6 protein-coding genes are annotated in these 17,199 nt (G+C 33.7%); 1 reads left to right on the top strand and 5 read right to left on the bottom strand.

Annotated elements, in window-relative coordinates; translation table 11 throughout:
- From V7P59_RS08645 to V7P59_RS08625, 5 genes are all read right to left on the bottom strand, one after another.
- On the bottom strand, positions 1-7,627 hold a 7,627-nt coding region (locus V7P59_RS08645; RefSeq protein ID WP_333809764.1), incomplete at its 3' end, for a beta strand repeat-containing protein.
- Positions 7,628-7,655: 28 nt separating this feature from the next.
- Positions 7,656-10,124 carry a hypothetical protein gene (locus V7P59_RS08640; RefSeq protein WP_333809763.1) on the bottom strand — a complete coding sequence of 823 codons (2,469 nt, stop codon included), beginning with the start codon at positions 10,122-10,124 and terminating at the stop codon, positions 7,656-7,658.
- A gap of 214 nt (positions 10,125-10,338) precedes the next feature.
- A complete protein-coding gene (locus tag V7P59_RS08635) occupies positions 10,339-10,701 on the bottom strand; it encodes a response regulator transcription factor (RefSeq protein ID WP_333809762.1) in 363 nt (120 codons plus the stop codon).
- 9 nt (positions 10,702-10,710) lie between these two features.
- A complete protein-coding gene (locus V7P59_RS08630) occupies positions 10,711-14,283 on the bottom strand; it encodes a PAS domain S-box protein (protein ID WP_333809761.1) in 3,573 nt (1,190 codons plus the stop codon).
- A gap of 136 nt (positions 14,284-14,419) precedes the next feature.
- The gene (locus V7P59_RS08625; RefSeq protein WP_333809760.1) at positions 14,420-15,979 is read right to left on the bottom strand and encodes a protein adenylyltransferase SelO; all 1,560 of its coding nucleotides are present in this window, start codon (positions 15,977-15,979) and stop codon (positions 14,420-14,422) included.
- Positions 15,980-16,145: 166 nt separating this feature from the next.
- Between V7P59_RS08625 and V7P59_RS08620 the strand changes: the two genes are divergently transcribed.
- A complete protein-coding gene (locus tag V7P59_RS08620) occupies positions 16,146-17,171 on the top strand; it encodes a M28 family metallopeptidase (protein ID WP_333809759.1) in 1,026 nt (341 codons plus the stop codon).
- The last annotated feature ends 28 nt before the right edge of the window (positions 17,172-17,199 follow it).

The raw sequence follows: 17,199 nt of genomic DNA, 5'->3' as shown, positions 1-17,199 counted from the left end.
CATCTGCTGTATCACAGTTGCTTGGATTTAATACCTCACAAATCGTGTAAGTAACTGTATAGGTTCCTGCTGGAGTGCCTGGTGCAATGGTAATAGTACCATTTGCATTTAAAGTCAATCCTGTTGGAACCGTATTTGGTGTTAAGGTAATCTCAGATGGGTTTACTTGTACTCCGTTTAACGTATCGTTTGTTAGTACCGAAGCGGTTGTTGCTCCTGTATAACCATTGATTGAACCATAAGCATCATCCACAGCATCAATTACATTTGCAATTGTAATAGTAACATCAGCTGTATCACAGTTGGTAGGATTTACAACTTCACAAATTTGATATGAAAGTGTATAAGTTCCCGAAGTTGTACCTGAAGCTATAGTTATCGTACCGTCAGAATTTAAAGTAAAGCCAGAAGGAATTGTTACGCCAGATACTGTAACATCAGAAGGATTAACCACAACACCATTTATTGTATCATTAACTAATACAGAAGCTGTTGTACCTCCTGTGTAACCATTAAAAGGTCCATAAGTATCATCAACTGCAACAATACAAGCAAAAATATTTGCAGTTAAGCATGAAGGCGCTGGGCTAACACAAGTATTATTAACACCTTCAACACATACATTACCATTAAAATAAGTTGAAGCTAAATCAACTGTTATAGAGGTTGTTCCTTGACCCGAAGTTATAGTACCTCCAGCAGGAATTGTCCATTGGTAAGAGGTTGCACCTAAAACAGGAGCAATGGAATAAGTAATTTGGGTAACATTACATGTATTATTACTTGATGCGGTAATTGGGCCTGGTGTTTGTGGCTTACATGCAGGATCTGTATTCGTATCACATGGAAGCACTTCAAAAGTTGTAACCGCATTGTTTTCTATAAAAATATTATTATCTGGATCTAAACTTTGATTCGCAATGCCATCATTATCTGGGTCTGCAATTGTGCCATTATTTGATAAATCTACAGACATTCCATTGGCAACACCATTTTCATATTTATCTCCTTTTGCCGTAATTTGGTTAGCAAAAGTTGTAACTCCAACTGCTGGAATAAACTGAACCGTAAAAGTAACGGTAGCTGATTGTCCAGGAGCTATATGATCTCCAGAAGTTAAATTTAACAATCCAATTTGTCCTCCTGAACCAGAATAAGAAGAGTTAGTATGTAATATTGATCCCGCTCCTATCGAAACAATTTGAGGTGGAGTTGAAATCGTATACTGGCCAGCAGCTGTTGGGGTTCCATTAGTGTAAGTTCCAAAAGCAATAGTTAAATTATCTTCTAATTGAACATCTACTAGATTAACCTCACCAATATTTGAAACTACTGTTGAATAATTAACTGTATAAGTTCCATCACCCATTGGAAGTATACAAGAGGTTACTTGTTTTGTTGATGCAATTACCAAACGTGGTAAAATCAATGGTGTTGGTACATTATTGTCTTCAGGACCATCATTATCTGGATCCACATCTAAACCGTCTTGAGACACATCAAATATAAGATTACCAGTAGGTGAAACAGCCGTACCAAATACTGAGTTTTCATAAGGTGAGTTATAATCGCTAGGCGTTACGTTCACTACTAATGTTAAAGTACCAGTTTGTCCCACATTCAAACTATCTGAACCATTTAAAAGGGCAGTATTAGTTGTTCCATTGTATGAAGTATTTACACTAAAGTTAGCACTTGTTAAAGAAACAAAATTGAAAGAAGTGGCATTAGCAAAAGTATCTCCTAAATTATCATCAAGAGTTAAGTTATGCAATTGAACATCTCCAGTATTACTTACCGTAATTTGATACGTTACATTATAAGAACCATTTCCATTATCAACAAAACCTGTCATAGCTTTTGCAATTCCTAAGGATGGAGATTCTGTAAATAGTAATGGAGTAACAGAAGTATCGTTTGTTGGATCACCATCATTATTTGGATCAACATCGTTCCCGTTATTCGAATTATCAGTAACCGATGAACCACCAGGAGAAGTTCCTGTTGCAACAACTGAATTATTATAAGTACCTAAATTAGTACCCGGAGTAACAAGTAATGTTAATGTAATCGTACCTGATTGATTAACAAATAACGAATTACCTGTTGCTAATAAAAGAGTATTTGAAGTTCCGTTGAATGAAGGATTAACTGTTAATGTTGAAGATGTTAATCCTGTAACACTAAATGCAGTAGCTCCAGAAAATACAGTACTTAAATTTTCTGTAATGTTTACATTATTTAACCTTACATCTCCAGTATTTTCTACTTTGATTGAATATACAACAGTGTGTGTTCCATTTCCGTTGTTTACTGTTGAAGTTACCTCTTTGGCTACACCAATTGAAGGATTTTCAGTAAATGAAACTGGTGTTACATCACTATTATCTGTTGGTCCATTGTTCTCTGGATCTACATCATTACCATTAGTCGAATTATCTGACACTGATGTACCACTAGTACTTTGAGCATTACCGATAGCCGTATTATTGAATGACCCTAAGTTAGTAGCAGGAGTAACTGTAACAGTTAATACAATTGTTTGCTCTGATCCAATTGCTAAAGTATTAGAACCTGTTAATAAATTAATATTTGAAGAACCATTATATGATGTATTTACTGAAAGTCCAGCAGAGGTTAAAGAAGTAACACTAAAAGTAGCTCCTGAAAATGTTGATGCTAAATTATCTGTAACTTGAACGTTATTTAATTGAACATCTCCAGTATTTTTAACTTTAATAGTATATGTTAAAGTATAGCTTCCGTCTCCGTTATTTGTTGGTCCAGAAGTAACAGCTTTAGCTATACCTATTGAAGGATTTTCAGGGAAGGTAATTGGAGTTGGATCATTGTTATCTGTTGCAATACCATCATTATCTGAATCTGGATTATTACCATTTTGCGAATTATCTGAAACTGTGTTGCCACTTGGAGAAGTTCCTGATGCAACTGCTGTATTTTCAAATGTTCCACTAGCGTTTGGAGTTACTCTTACATTTAAAACGATAGTTCCATTTGAATTAATAGCTAAGTTATTACCAGAACTTAATAAGTTTATATTTGAAGTTCCGTTATAAGAACTATTAACTGACAATGTAGTTGATGTTAATCCTAAAACTTGAACCGTTGAACCTGCAAAAGCAGTAGTTAAATTATCTGTTACCTGAACGTTAGTCAACGGTACATCTCCAAGGTTAGAAACTAAAATTGTAAAGGAAATATCATAAGTTCCGTTTCCATTATTAATTGGTCCAGAAGTAAGTGCTTTAGCAACTCCAATTAATGGGTTTTCTGTAAAGGTTACTGGAGTTGCAGTACTATCATTTCCAGGACCATCGTTATCTGGATCAGGATTGCTATTATTTGTAGAAATATCTGAAACATTTACACCACTACCGTTATTACCTGTAGCAGTAACATTGTTGTTATAAGCTCCTAAATTTGAACCTGGTGTTACTGTTACTGTTAATAATATTAAACCATATTGATTTTGGAATAGTGTAAAACCACTTTGTAATAGGTTTTGATTAGAATTACCATTAAAAGATGTATTTACTGGTAATGTAGATGAAAATATACTAGCAACTGAATATTGCGTAGCGCCAGAAAAAGTACTATTTAAATTCTCAGTAATTTGTACATCCTGCAAATCAGTTGTGCCATAATTTTGAACCTTTATAACATATTGTAAAGTATAAGTACCATTTCCATTGTTAATAGGAGTTCCTTCAATTATTTTGGAAACTCCAATACATACAGTATCAACCACTAAAGTTGTTCCTATTTGACAACCTGAAGCATCTGTTACAATTAAAGAATATATTCCGCTTGGTAAACTCGTAAGATCTTCTGTAGAAGCTGTATAGGCATTTGAACCTGTCCAAGAGAATGAATAGGGCGCAGTACCTCCAGAAACTGTTACATTTATACTACCTGAGTTTGAAGTACCACATTTATTATCAACTATAACCGAATTAATTGCTAAAGGAGCTGGTGCGGTTAAAGTTACATTTCTATTTAAGGTACAACCGTTTGTATCACGAATCACAATTGTATAAGTTCCTGCTTGTAAGTTACTTAAATCTTCAATTGAGGCTCCATTTGACCATGTATAAGAATATGGAGCAGTTCCACCTGAAACTTGTAAATCAATAGCACCATTCTTAATACCAGAACATGAAGGATTGGTTGGAACTAAAGTAGCAACAAGAGCTGAAACCGGCCCCGTAACTTGAACACTTGAAGTAACATAAGCAAGAGTAGCATCAGTAACCGTTACATTATAAGTTCCAATAGGTAAATTAGAAATATCTTGTGTATTAGCAGTGAAAGATGAAGGCCCTGTCCAACTATAAGTAAATGGCGCTGTACCTCCTATAATTTCTAAGTTTACACTTCCATCTGTCCCATTAAAACAGTTAACATTTGTTGGAATAATTGCTGCAATTGACAATGGTGCTCCAATACTATTTACAGTGTAATATTTAGTTATCTTACAACCATTTGCGTCTGTAATTATAACGGTATAAGTACCACCTACAAGTCCTGTTATATCTTGAGTACTAGCAGTAAATCCACTTGGACCACTCCATGCATAAGTATAACCAGAAGTTCCGCCAGTAACTGTTAAATCTATTGCTCCAAAAGTAGAAGTATTTAAATTTTGATCTGTTATTACAGCAGTAGCCGAGATTGCACTAGCAGGTGCAGTTATGACTTGAGTTAATGTTGCTGTACATCCTTTATAATCAGTCACTGTTACGGTATAACTACCAGCACTAAGATTATTTGGATCTTGTACTTGAGCACCATTGGACCAACTATAAGTATATGGAGCAAATCCACCAGAAACCGTTAAATCAATAGCTCCTGTACTTGTTCCAAAACACCCCACATTTGTAGGTGTTGCTGATAATGAAATTTGCCCTAAAATAATTGTAACACATTCAGTAGCTGAAAGCCCGCATTCATTTGAAGTTTGTGCACATACTTGATGTTCTCCAGCTGGCACTCCACTCCAATTGACTTGAATAGAATTTGTGTTATTACCTGATAAAATTGTTGCTCCCGATGGTAATGTCCAAATATAATTATCCGCTTCAGGATTAAAGGGAACTGTTACTGTGCTTACACTTGATACACAAGCATAAAATGCTGAAAAAACATTAATTGTTATCGTTCCTTCACTAAATGTTGGTGCTCCGGGGCAACCTGTATCGTAAACCTTATATTTAAATACATCTGAACCTTCAAAACCTGGATTAGGTACATAGGTTACTGTTCCGTTTGAATTAACATAAGCAACACCATTAGTTGGAGGTTGTGAAATCGTTAAGGATGAAATATTAATAGTCCCATCTGCATCAGTAGCACCACTTAAAACAGAAATAATATGTGGTAAATCTGGACTTAAATTTAAGTTTTGATTCAGTACAACAGGTGGATTGTTTACACTTGAATAAAACAATGTAACAGTTGCTTGATTACATAAGTTGGTAACATCACAAACTCTGTAAATAAAAGTTATTGTACTATTTTCAACAATTGATGGACCAGGAACAAACTGAATGGTTTTATCTGGGTTTATCGATAAAGTGGCTATTGAAGCTGCTGGTGCTGATACAATTGAAACTGTAAACGTATTTTCATGATTATCACCATCTGTATCATTTGCCAATACATTTAAAGCTGTTGAGCCACTAACACACGAATAAGTATCATTATTAGCAACTGGTGGAACATCAATATTGGTATTAACCGTTGATGAAAAAGTTCCAGAAACATTACTTAAAGCATCAATTGCCCCAGAAACCGTAGCTGTATTACTAGCAGGATCACAATTAGCCAATACTTTCATTGTCACTTGTATGGTATGTGAATTTCCAACAGCTAAAGCTCCTAAATTAGTCCAATTTAATTGTCCGCTTGTTGTAGATGTTGGTGTTACTGTAGCCGAAACAAATTGAAGACATGAAGGATTGAAGGTATCACTTAAGGGAACTGAAGTATAATTTATGGTTCCTGTATTTGTAACTGTTATAGTGTAGACAAGATTATTATTTATTTGATAAGGACCTGATGCAGGTGTAGTCAAAACTTTTGAAACACTTAAGCCAGGAGCTAAAATAGAAAACGTTGTATTTGCAGCATGAGTTATTCCTTCTGTTCCTTCATTAGCAGTAGCAGTTATTGAATAAGAACCTGAAGGTGATGGTGTTGTCCATGAATATTCATATATTTTTGAACAAGTGGCTGTATTTACTACTGTTGCTGAACCAGAATTACTATAAGAAGAAGGTCCAGTAATAGCAACACTTTCTCCAGTAATATCACTTGAACCAAAAGGGTCTGTTACTGTAGTTCTCACATAATAAGTTTGGTTAGCAGAACCGCTAGTAACTATACTACCTCCTGGATAAGGAGCATTGTAAACCGCAATATTGGAAACATTAATATAAGTACTAGTAGGTAACTCTACATAAGAAGGTTTTGTGTTGCTATCGTAATCTATCTTAAAAGTTGCTGAAGTTAAATCACTTTCAATAGCTAAGGTTACTGCTTGGCCTGAAGGTATAGTTACATCAGAGGGCACTGTTCCTGTCCAAGTAAATGTGTTATTAGTACTATTCCATGTTGCAGAATTTGAATTGAAAAATAAAATACCATTATAACTTAATCGTGCCGTAACGGGTGCCGGACTCGTTATTGAACCTGTTACAACTGAAGCAAAAGCTCTAACTGTAATTGTAGAACCACTCTTTACAATAAAATTAGAACAAAAATTAGGGGTTTGAGTAAAAATGGCATCATCGTTAGAAAAACCTTTTACTGCAACACCTATTCCACTCCAAGCAGCACTTGAACCAGATGATGTCCAACTCATTGCAGTAGTCCCTGCAGTTGCAGTTTTGTAACTAGACGCTACTTTAACACTATTTGTTCCTGAACCAAAAATCAACGTTTGTCCAGTAGTAACTGCAGGTGAATTTCCGTTTTTAGCTACAACATCAAAAATAATATCTCCAATATTGGAAGCAACAGTATAATTAAAAGGGGAAGTAACATTTTGTGTTGAAGTAGCAACTGTTCCAAAAGGATTAATTTGATCTACATTTACAAAATTAGCAATACCCACAGAAGCTTCTACCGTACCTGTCCAATTCACTACAACATTAGCTGTAACTTGAGGCGGCGCAATTAAATACCATATTTCCGCCTTAGAAGTTGTAGCGTTTGCAATTTGGGAAAGTTTAGTTAATGCAACTCCATTAAAAGTTACACTCGTAACTGGAGAAACTGGCACTGAACCAATACCCACAACTAATAATCTATTAGTTCCAGTAGCTACTGTGTAAGATGTTGATATAGAGGATGCCGTTCCTCCATTCGCTGTACTTACTGTCCCTGAAGTTACTAATGTTGCAGCATTTTTATATAATGTAGCTGTTTGACTTGTTGTTAAATCGGAAGTAGCAACAGGATCTATTCGGTCTAAAGCTTGTGCTGGATCTGATAGATACAAACGTTTATTAACTGTTTGTCCAAAAGAGCTTAAAGAGCTAACTAAAAGAAAAGCAATAAAAACTACTACTCTCTTATTTTTCTGTATATAATTAAATAAATTCATCGACTTAATTTGTAGGAGTTTACTTTTACTAATTGTTTATGATGTTAACTGGAATCGGTCGTACTGGAGCGTCTATGGGCGAAATCAATATACAAACCGCTTCGCTCAAACAACCTGAATTGTTTGCTCTCACACAAACATTTCCACCTTGTAAAGAATTAAATACCATAGTAATTTGATTAGTTCCTTGCCCCGAAATTATGGTTGAGCCTGATGGGACTGTCCAATTATAGGTGTATGAAGGATTATTGATAATAGTCATCGTAACGGTTTGTCCTAAACATGGAGGATTTACCGAAGGCACTATTGGTGATGGATTTGTTGGTTTACAAATTGGATCGTTACAATCCGTAAAACCATTCCCATTATTGTCTATTCCGTCGCCACAAATTTCAGGTTCGAAAATAAAAACCGAATTGGTTATTGAACATCCATTGGCATCAGTAATCACTACATCATAACGACCATATTTTAATGCTGTTAAGTCTTGGGTAGTCGCGGTAAAACCATTTGGACCTGTCCATGAATACGTATAAGGAGATGCTCCTCCCGAAACCGTTAAATCGATAGAACCATTGCCAATATTAACATCGGCATCCGTATCATCAATTTTCACAAGAGAAGAAGTTAAAGTGCTTGGTTGGGTTATTGTATAAGTAGCTGTCCAAATACAACCATTGGCATCAGTAGCAGTAACGGTATAACTTCCAACTCCTATGTTTTGTAAATTTTGAACCGTTTGTCCATTAGACCATGAAAAAGTAAAAGGCGTAGCTCCTGTTGGATTTATTGATATTGCACCATCACGTCTCCCGGCACACGATACATTTGTAATGGAAGGATTAAAAACTATTGGAGTTCCTGCGCCTACAATTGCAGTAGCAGTTGTTGAACATCCATTAACATCAGAAATGGTAACATTATAAGTTCCTGGAGCTAAATTTGTAAGGTCTTCTGTGGTGGCTGTAAAACCATTCGGTCCAGTCCAAGAAAATGTAAAGGGAGTTGTACCTCCACTAGGAGTTATATTAATTGCACCATTACTTCCGCTACAAGATAATGTTGTGGAAACATTAGTTGTGTTAAAGAATGGTTTTGTAGGATCATAAGTAACCGTGAAAGATGATGGATCTAATTGACATCCATTTGGAAGTGTAACAATTAATAAATAATCACCTGGCTGATTTACCGTTATTGTAGCAGTATTAGCCCCTGAAATAATATTACCGTTAGTTGTTGACCATTGATAAATTACATCGGTTCGTGATGGTGTTGCACTTAAAGTAGTGGTAGTATTTAAACACGATAAAGGACCACCAGTTGTAATAACTTGATTGGTTTGACACCATTCATACGGACCGGAAAAATCTTTTAAAGCAGCTGTAAATGCTTCAGAAGATCTAGTTTTTACACAGAAAGATTTATGTGGGTATTTACATGGATTATAATTTGGTAAAAAAGCTGGGTCTAAACCAAAAGCAGTTAAATTAATACCAAATTCGGCCAATGAATATTCAGAAAAACTAGTTACAAAAGCATTATCTTTTGTTCCTCTATGTCCCCAAGGCGGAGCTGTTGGTAATTGCCCTACAACATTTACATAACCACACGCATTTCCTGTGGTTAAAGGGATTATTGAAGCATAAACAAATTCCGAAGAAGGTGAAGGTCCATCATAATTAGGTCCCCAAGAAAATCCAACTGGAGTAACCGACATTCTATCGGCTCTTCTTACCCAAATTCTAATTTCTAAACCTGCTTCAGTACCTCCATTAGAGAGACTTATGTTTAATAACATATCTCCCATTTTTATTAAATTTCCAGCACCATCAAATCGAAAAGCGGTATGTCCTAAATCGGGTCCAGAATAAGTAAAACCAGTACCTGCGATATATTTAACATTCTCAATGAAAAACTCCATATCCATATAGGCAGCACCACCTGGTTCAGCTCTTGCAATGAGAGCGTTTAATATTAAGGGTGAATTTTGAGCGGTGCCATTTCTTCTTAAATGAGCAGCCACATCAAGTAAATCGTTTTTACCCAAAACATTTGCTGGACCAGCTGACCACGAAGAAGGTGGCATACTATTTTTACTTGAAACTGGAAAAGCGGTTGGATCAACAAATCCTGTACCTCCAAAGTTGTCTCTAGCGTATACAGCATCAAACCAAGTTCTTCCGTTTACAACAGTTCCAAACAAACCATTCATTCGATTTGCAAAAGCTACATCTGCTGTTCCTTGTAATGAACTTTGAATTGCAGCCGCGTTTGATACATTAATAACCCCAGAACCACTTGTACCTGCAAACCAATCATCTGTGCCAAAAGGTGTGGCAGGAGAATGATTTCCAAAAGGTAAAGCACCGGAATATAAATCCGCATCAATTCCAAAATTTCCAATTACACATCCTGAATTATCAATTTGTGAATTACCATGAATGGAAAAAAATAAAAATAAAATTAGGCAGCGAATAGAAGTAATTGATATTTTCATAAAAATTTCGATTTTATTAATCTTTTTTTATAAAAGAATTTCAATAAAAAACAAACAGTTTAAAAACTGTTTACTCTTCTATTTCTGTAGGGGAATTGCAAAAGAAATTTATTTTTTTTGCTAAATGAAATAAGAACGTATATGTAAATAAAAAAAAGTGATGATTTAAAAAAAATACAAACTTAAAATTCTTTATTTACATGAAAATTTAATGCTATTTTTTTAAATGTAAATCAATAATTGCTTTTAAATCTTTAAACGCAAATGGTTTTGTAATATAATCTTTAACACCAAGCGCAATTCCTTTTTCTTTGTCTTTCTGCTCTACTTTTGCTGAAAGAAACAAAACAGGAATATCACGGTAAATGGAAGCTTGATGTTGCTCCATAAAACCATATCCATCTAATACCGGCATCATAATATCACAAATAATCAGATTAGGAAGTACTGATTGAACTTTTTCTAAACCGTCTTTGCCATCGTTTGATAAATAAATCTCATATCCTAAATAGGTAAGCATCTCAGCAATGGTTTCTCTAAGATTTAATTCATCATCTATAATTAATATTTTTGACATACTTTAGTGTTATGAGTTGGCTAAAGGAAATTTCAAAGTTACCTTTGTACCTTCACCTAATTTACTTTCTAATTTTACTTTTCCTGAATTTTTCTTGGTAAACATTTTTATAATATATAAACCTAATCCAGTTCCTTGAATACCATTTGAATTGCTAGCTCTATAAAATGTATTAAATAGTTTTGATTGATCTTCTTCAGGGATTCCAATTCCATAATCAATAACCTCTATTACTACTTTATTGTCTTTTACAAATAAATTTAATTTTACGTTTTGTGAAGAGCCCTGAGAATACTTAAAAGCATTACTTAAAACATTAAACAACGAATATTTGATTAAGTTAACATCAGCAAAAACAACTGCATTTTCCACTTCATAATAAGTCTCTACTTTTCTATTATCTTTTAAATGTTCATAACTAGTATCAACTACATCTTGACAAATTTCTTTGAGATCACAGTAAATTGGATTAAAACTAGTTTTACCAGCATCATCTTTTGAAATCGTTAAAACGGCATCCATCAATTCTACTATACGATCAATTTCCTTGGTAATCGTTTGAACTCTTTTTTCAACTTGAGTATTAAAATTAAAATCCAATCCTTCTAAGTACATGGTAATCAACTCTGCACTAGTTCGAATAGTTGTCATTGGGGTTCTAAACTCATGAGAAATGGTTGAAACTAAATTGGTTCTTAATTCATTTAACTGGCGCTCTTGAATTAAAGTATCTTCAATAATTTTTTCTGCTTTTTTACGTTGGGTAATATCACGAGTACTCGATTGAAAACTAACTGGCTCACCATTTTCTATAACTAAAGTAGCATTTGTTTCAAACCAAAAATATTCTCCTGAACTATTTCTCAAACGAACTTGTTCAGAAAAGCTACCTTTTCTAGACAACATTTTTTTTGATTGTTTTCTGAATTTTTCCAAGTCCTCTGGATGTACTAATAATTCAGGCAATGTTCCAATTAAATCCTCAGGATTGTAGCCTAATAATGTTTTTACGGATGGGGAAACATATTGAAAAGTAGAATCTAAACTATGTAAACAAACCAAATCGATTATATTATCAGCTAATAATCGATACATGTTTTTTACTTCATTAAGCTGCATGGCTTTGTTTCTATTATTTTCTTCAATCAATATTCGGTTCTCCTCCTCCATTTTCTTTCTCTCCGAAATATCGATAATTTGAGAAACATAATGCTGAATTTCGCCTTGAGAATTTCGAACTAAAGAAACAGATAAAAGTACCCAAACTAACGATTTATCTTTATGGATATATCGCTTTTCCATACTAAATCCGGGTTGCTCACCTCTTACTAATTTTTCTTTGTTTGCAAAATCTTCCTCTAAGTCTTCATAATAGGTGATATCGTAAAATGTTAACTTTTTAAATTCTTCTTTACTGTAACCTAATATCTGACATAATCTATCGTTAACTTCTATCCAATATCCATCTAAATTAACAATTGCCATACCTAATGAGGAATGGAAGAAAGCACCTTTAAAACGCTCTTCGCTTTGTAATAACTTGTCATTGAGTATTTTTTGCTCTGTAATATTTTGCATAGCGCCAATCATACGAATAGGATTTCCTTTTTCATCTCGTATAATAATAGCTTTGTCACTTACATAAGCATAAGTACCATCAGCTTTTAAATAACGATACTCATGCGACCACTTTGTATTACCCGCTTCTATTGCTTTATCTATAGAATCTTCATATAATTCTTTATCTTCAGGATGAACAAAACTTTCACATATTTCTCCTGGAATTAGATTATTTTTAAAATAATAACCAAATAAAGAAGAATAACTTTCACCTACAAAAATCTCATTATTTATAATGTCCCAATCCCATAGAGCATCAGATGTAGCTTCACTCGCATAAGTAAATCGCTCATTACTAATTTTTAAAGCATCTTCGGCTTTTTTTCTTGCTGTTATATCATTAAATGAACAAATAACATAGAGTAATTCATTAGAGTCCCCTAGTACCGGAATTGCATCAACCAACAACCACACTAAATCGTTAGTTAGAGGTCTATGAACACCCATGGTAACATTATTTACAGGAAGTTTACTTTTTATCGCTTGCGGAACAGGATGTTCTTCTGGTTTAAATTCAGAACCATCTAAATGAACCACTTTCCAGTGCGGATCAAAAGATGATTTTCCTAACATTTGGTCTTCTGTTAATCCTAACATTTCACAAGCCGCCCTGTTATACTCTAAAAATTCAGATTGAGGACCTTGAACGATAATACCAACAGCTGCATTTTGAATTACACTATTAATTAATTGTCGGCTTCTTAAAATTTCTTCATTAATTCTTTTGCTTTCTGTTATATCAATTCCATAACCGGTCATCATTTCAAAAGAACCATCTTCATTAAAAATAGGAACAAATTTGCGTGTATGAAAAAATTGTTCTCCAGATAATCCTATGATAACATCTTCCCATTCCACTATTTCACCTGAGTTTAATGCTTTTAAAAAACGTTCTCGGCGAATTTTTGCAAAACTATCATCTCTTCCCGTATGCTTTGCATAATCAAAATCGTCTTTACCAATTATATATTCTCTAAGTTCATCATTCTTTATTGCCGCCTGATTCAAATACATATATCTATGATGAATGTCCCAAACACCTAAATCGATTGGTAAACGATCTAATATTTTTTCATAAAACTCTTTCTGATTAGAAATTTTTTGTTGAACTTTTATAAAATCGGTAATATCTCTACAATTTCCAATATAATAAAACTGTCCGTCTCTTTCAATTAATTTCACATCTGAAGAATGCCATACATAATGTCCATCTTTGTGAAGCAATCGATAAACAATTTCTTGTGTGCTTTTTTGATTAACAACTAATTTGCTCAGGAACTCATGAACCTTCGCCACATCATCTGGGTGAATGAGACTCGCCGTGTTTTTGCCAATTATTTCATTTACTTCGTGACCTACATTATCAGTCCAACTCTCTGAAACAAATAAAACAGTACCGTCTGACTCCAATTCATAAAAAATCTCTTTTGAATTTTCTATAAATAAATCAAAACGCTCATTACTCTTTTTAATAGCTTTCTGAAAGTTAGTATTGGTAAGTTGAAGTTGTATTAATGAAGCTAAATTTTGAATTGTAAATTGAATGGTTTTTATATCTTTTGTTGATAATTCTTTATGATTTTCATCAAAAAAACAAATCGTTCCAATGGAAATTTCATTAGAAATTGATATAGGAAAACCCGCAAAAAAAGAAATTGATAAACTTGAACTATTTTCTAAACTTAAATTTTCATTTAAATTAGATACAATGATGTTATTGTTATTATTGACAATTTTCTCATTGAACTCCTCAAATACATTGGGAATAAAAGTTATATCGAAACCTCCTTTTGTAATTTGAAAATAAAATTCTTGAGTGGATATAAGAATATAAGCATAAGGAATATCAAGATAGTCAACTAAATAGCTTAAAGTAGAATCTAGTTGTTCTTTAATGGCACTATCATGGACTAAATCCCTAAATTTATTGAAATTATTCTGTAGGGGTACAATGTCAATCATAAAAAAATTTATGTTACATTTTATTTCAAAAAAAGTAGGGGGAATAGGCTGCAAATAAACAACGTTTTTTTGAATTAACAAAATAAATATTAAATTATTCGCATTTTTTTTTAAAACAGTCGTTCAAAAGGTTTAACTAAGAGCTACAAGAGAGCATTGAACAACCTATTTTATTTTTTGCCCAGTCGGGTCTTTTAGCAAACCATTTTTCATATTGTGGTTGTTCATCGTATGGATTTTTCAAAAGGTGATATAATTCATCTAGAAGAGAATAATCTTCTTTTTCAGCTGCTTCAATTGCCAATTGTGCCATATAATTTCGTAAAACATATTTCGGATTTACAGTATTCATTTTCAACATCCTTTCTCCATCTGAAATAGTTTCAGCATTAATTTTTTCTAAATACAATTCCATCCAATTTAACCAACTCGTTTTTAAAGTAGTCACTATATTCTCTGGCTGATAAAAAGCAATATCAACTTTTGTCAATGCTTCACTAGGCATATCTGACTTTAACACATTAGCCAAATTGCGATAGAAAATAGTCATATCGGTTTCTGAAGCAGTTAATAGCGTTGTTAATTCATCTTGAAAATCGGTATCGTATTCCGATGTTAATCCTAATTTCTCTTGCATCATGATGGGAAATTTTTCATCAAAACGACGGCTATAACTATTTAAAACAGCTTCCATTGCTGTAATATCTTCAATAAGTGGATATAAGGCATTACCCAGTTGAACTAAGTTCCAAAGAGCAATATCTGGCTGATTTCTAAAACGATATCTTCTACCTTCTGCATCTGTAGTATTGGGTGTCCAATCTGGATTATAATCTTCAAGCCATCCATACGGACCATAGTCGATTGTTAATCCTAAAATAGACATATTATCGGTATTCATCACACCATGAACAAAGCCTACACGCTGCCAATGCAATACCATTTCAACCGTTCGATTGACTACTTCTTGATAAAATTGTAAATATTTTTCTTTGCCGTTTTCTCGAATTTCAGGATAGAAATATTTAATTGTATAATCCGTTAAAGCTTTTAAATTTTTAAAATCCTTACGTGCAGCAAATAATTGAAAATTCCCAAAACGAATAAAAGTGGGCGCCACTCTACACACTACAGCACCTTCTTCATATGCAGGATTTCCATTGTATAAAATATCGCGCAGTACTTTATCACCTGTTGTTACTAAAGATAAAGAACGTGTTGTGGGCACACCTAAATAAAACATCGCTTCACTACACAAATGCTCTCGAATAGACGAACGCAACACTGCCAAACCATCCGCATTTCGAGAATAAGGCGTTTCTCCTGCTCCTTTTAATTGTAATGTCCAGCGATGATTATGGTGCAAAACTTCAAACAAATTAATTGCCCTACCATCGCCTAGTTGTCCAGCCCAATTTCCAAACTGATGTCCAGCATATGCCATTGCATAAGGTTGGGTTTCAGGATACACTTTGCTTCCTGAAATTAGGGATAAAAACTCCTGTGAAGCAACATCTTTTTTTGTTAAACCAATTAATTCCAACACCTCATCAGCAACATGTATTAACTTTGGGTTACTCGGAACACGTGGCTTTACATAAGAAAAACAAGCTTCATACACTTGTCTTCGGGTATTAGAAATATCCGAATCGGCAGATAATTGTGTATTAAAGGTATCGTGGAGGTTTAGTTTCATTCTATTTAATATCGTAATGTTACAAAGATAATCATTGCAATATTGATGTAAACAATCAAAATTTCATATTTTTTGTTAAAATTATTAAGACAACTGTAATAAAAAATCATATTTAACTACTAACTACTATATTTGTTTAATCTAATAACATAACAAACTTCTATCTATGAAAAAAATATTGTTTTCAGGTGCCGTTTTAATGTTGCTACTTGCTAGTTGTTCATCAGCTCAAAATGCAAACAAAAAACCAGCAGATGCGGGCACTTACATTACTACAATTTCTGCTCCTGAACTGAGCAAACATTTGTATATTGTGGCAGGTGATGAAATGCAAGGAAGAAATACAGGCGAACCTGGTCAAAAAAAAGCAGGAGAATATTTAATAAATGAATACAAAAAAATGGGAATTAGTTTTCCTCCTGGAGCAACTGATTTTTATCAAAAGGTACCTTCTGAATTCATGAAAAAAGGATTTGCTCCTAAATTAAATGATTCTGAAAATATTTGGGCTTTCATAAAAGGTTCAGAAAAACCAGATGAAATTTTAGTTATTTCTGCCCATTATGACCATGTAGGAATGAAAAATGGAGAAATTTATAATGGTGCTGATGATGATGGCTCTGGAACTGTAGCTTTATTAGAAATTGCTCAAGCTTTTAAAGAAGCTGAGAAAAAAGGTCATGGACCTAAACGTTCTATCTTATTTTTACACGTAACAGGGGAAGAACATGGTTTACATGGATCGAGATATTATTCTGAAAATCCATTGTTTCCAATTGCCAACACCATAGCAAATATTAATATTGATATGATTGGTAGAAGAGATACACTTCATCCTGCAACAAATAATTATGTGTATGTTATTGGCTCAGACAGATTAAGTAGTGAACTTCATACAATTAATGAAGAAGCCAATACCAAATACACCAAACTAGAATTAGACTATAAATACAACGATAGAAAAGATCCAGAAAGAATTTACTACCGTTCTGACCATTATAACTTTGCAAAAAAAGGTATTCCAGCAATTTTCTTCTTTAACGGAATCCACGCTGATTACCACTTACCAAGTGATACACCAGATAAAATTGAATATGATGCTTTAGCAAAACGCGCTCAATTAGCTTTTGCTTTAGCATGGGAATTAGCTAATCGTCCTGAAAGAATAAAAGTAGATAGAGACGGAAAATAAATTCAAACTTTACAAAAACAAAAAACTC

The organism is Flavobacterium sp. (genome assembly GCF_036782315.1).
In the GTDB taxonomy this organism is placed as follows: Bacteria; Bacteroidota; Bacteroidia; order Flavobacteriales; family Flavobacteriaceae; genus Flavobacterium.
This window is presented reverse-complemented; position numbering and strand designations above follow the sequence as displayed.

Bases quoted from the DNA above. Each gene is read 5' to 3' on its own strand.
- V7P59_RS08640 (WP_333809763.1), bottom strand. From the start codon at position 10,124: ATGAAAATATCAATTACTTCTATTCGCTGCCTAATTTTATTTTTATTT.
- V7P59_RS08635 (WP_333809762.1), bottom strand. From the start codon at position 10,701: ATGTCAAAAATATTAATTATAGATGATGAATTAAATCTTAGAGAAACC.
- V7P59_RS08630 (WP_333809761.1), bottom strand. From the start codon at position 14,283: ATGATTGACATTGTACCCCTACAGAATAATTTCAATAAATTTAGGGAT.
- V7P59_RS08625 (WP_333809760.1), bottom strand. From the start codon at position 15,979: ATGAAACTAAACCTCCACGATACCTTTAATACACAATTATCTGCCGAT.
- V7P59_RS08620 (WP_333809759.1), top strand. From the start codon at position 16,146: ATGAAAAAAATATTGTTTTCAGGTGCCGTTTTAATGTTGCTACTTGCT.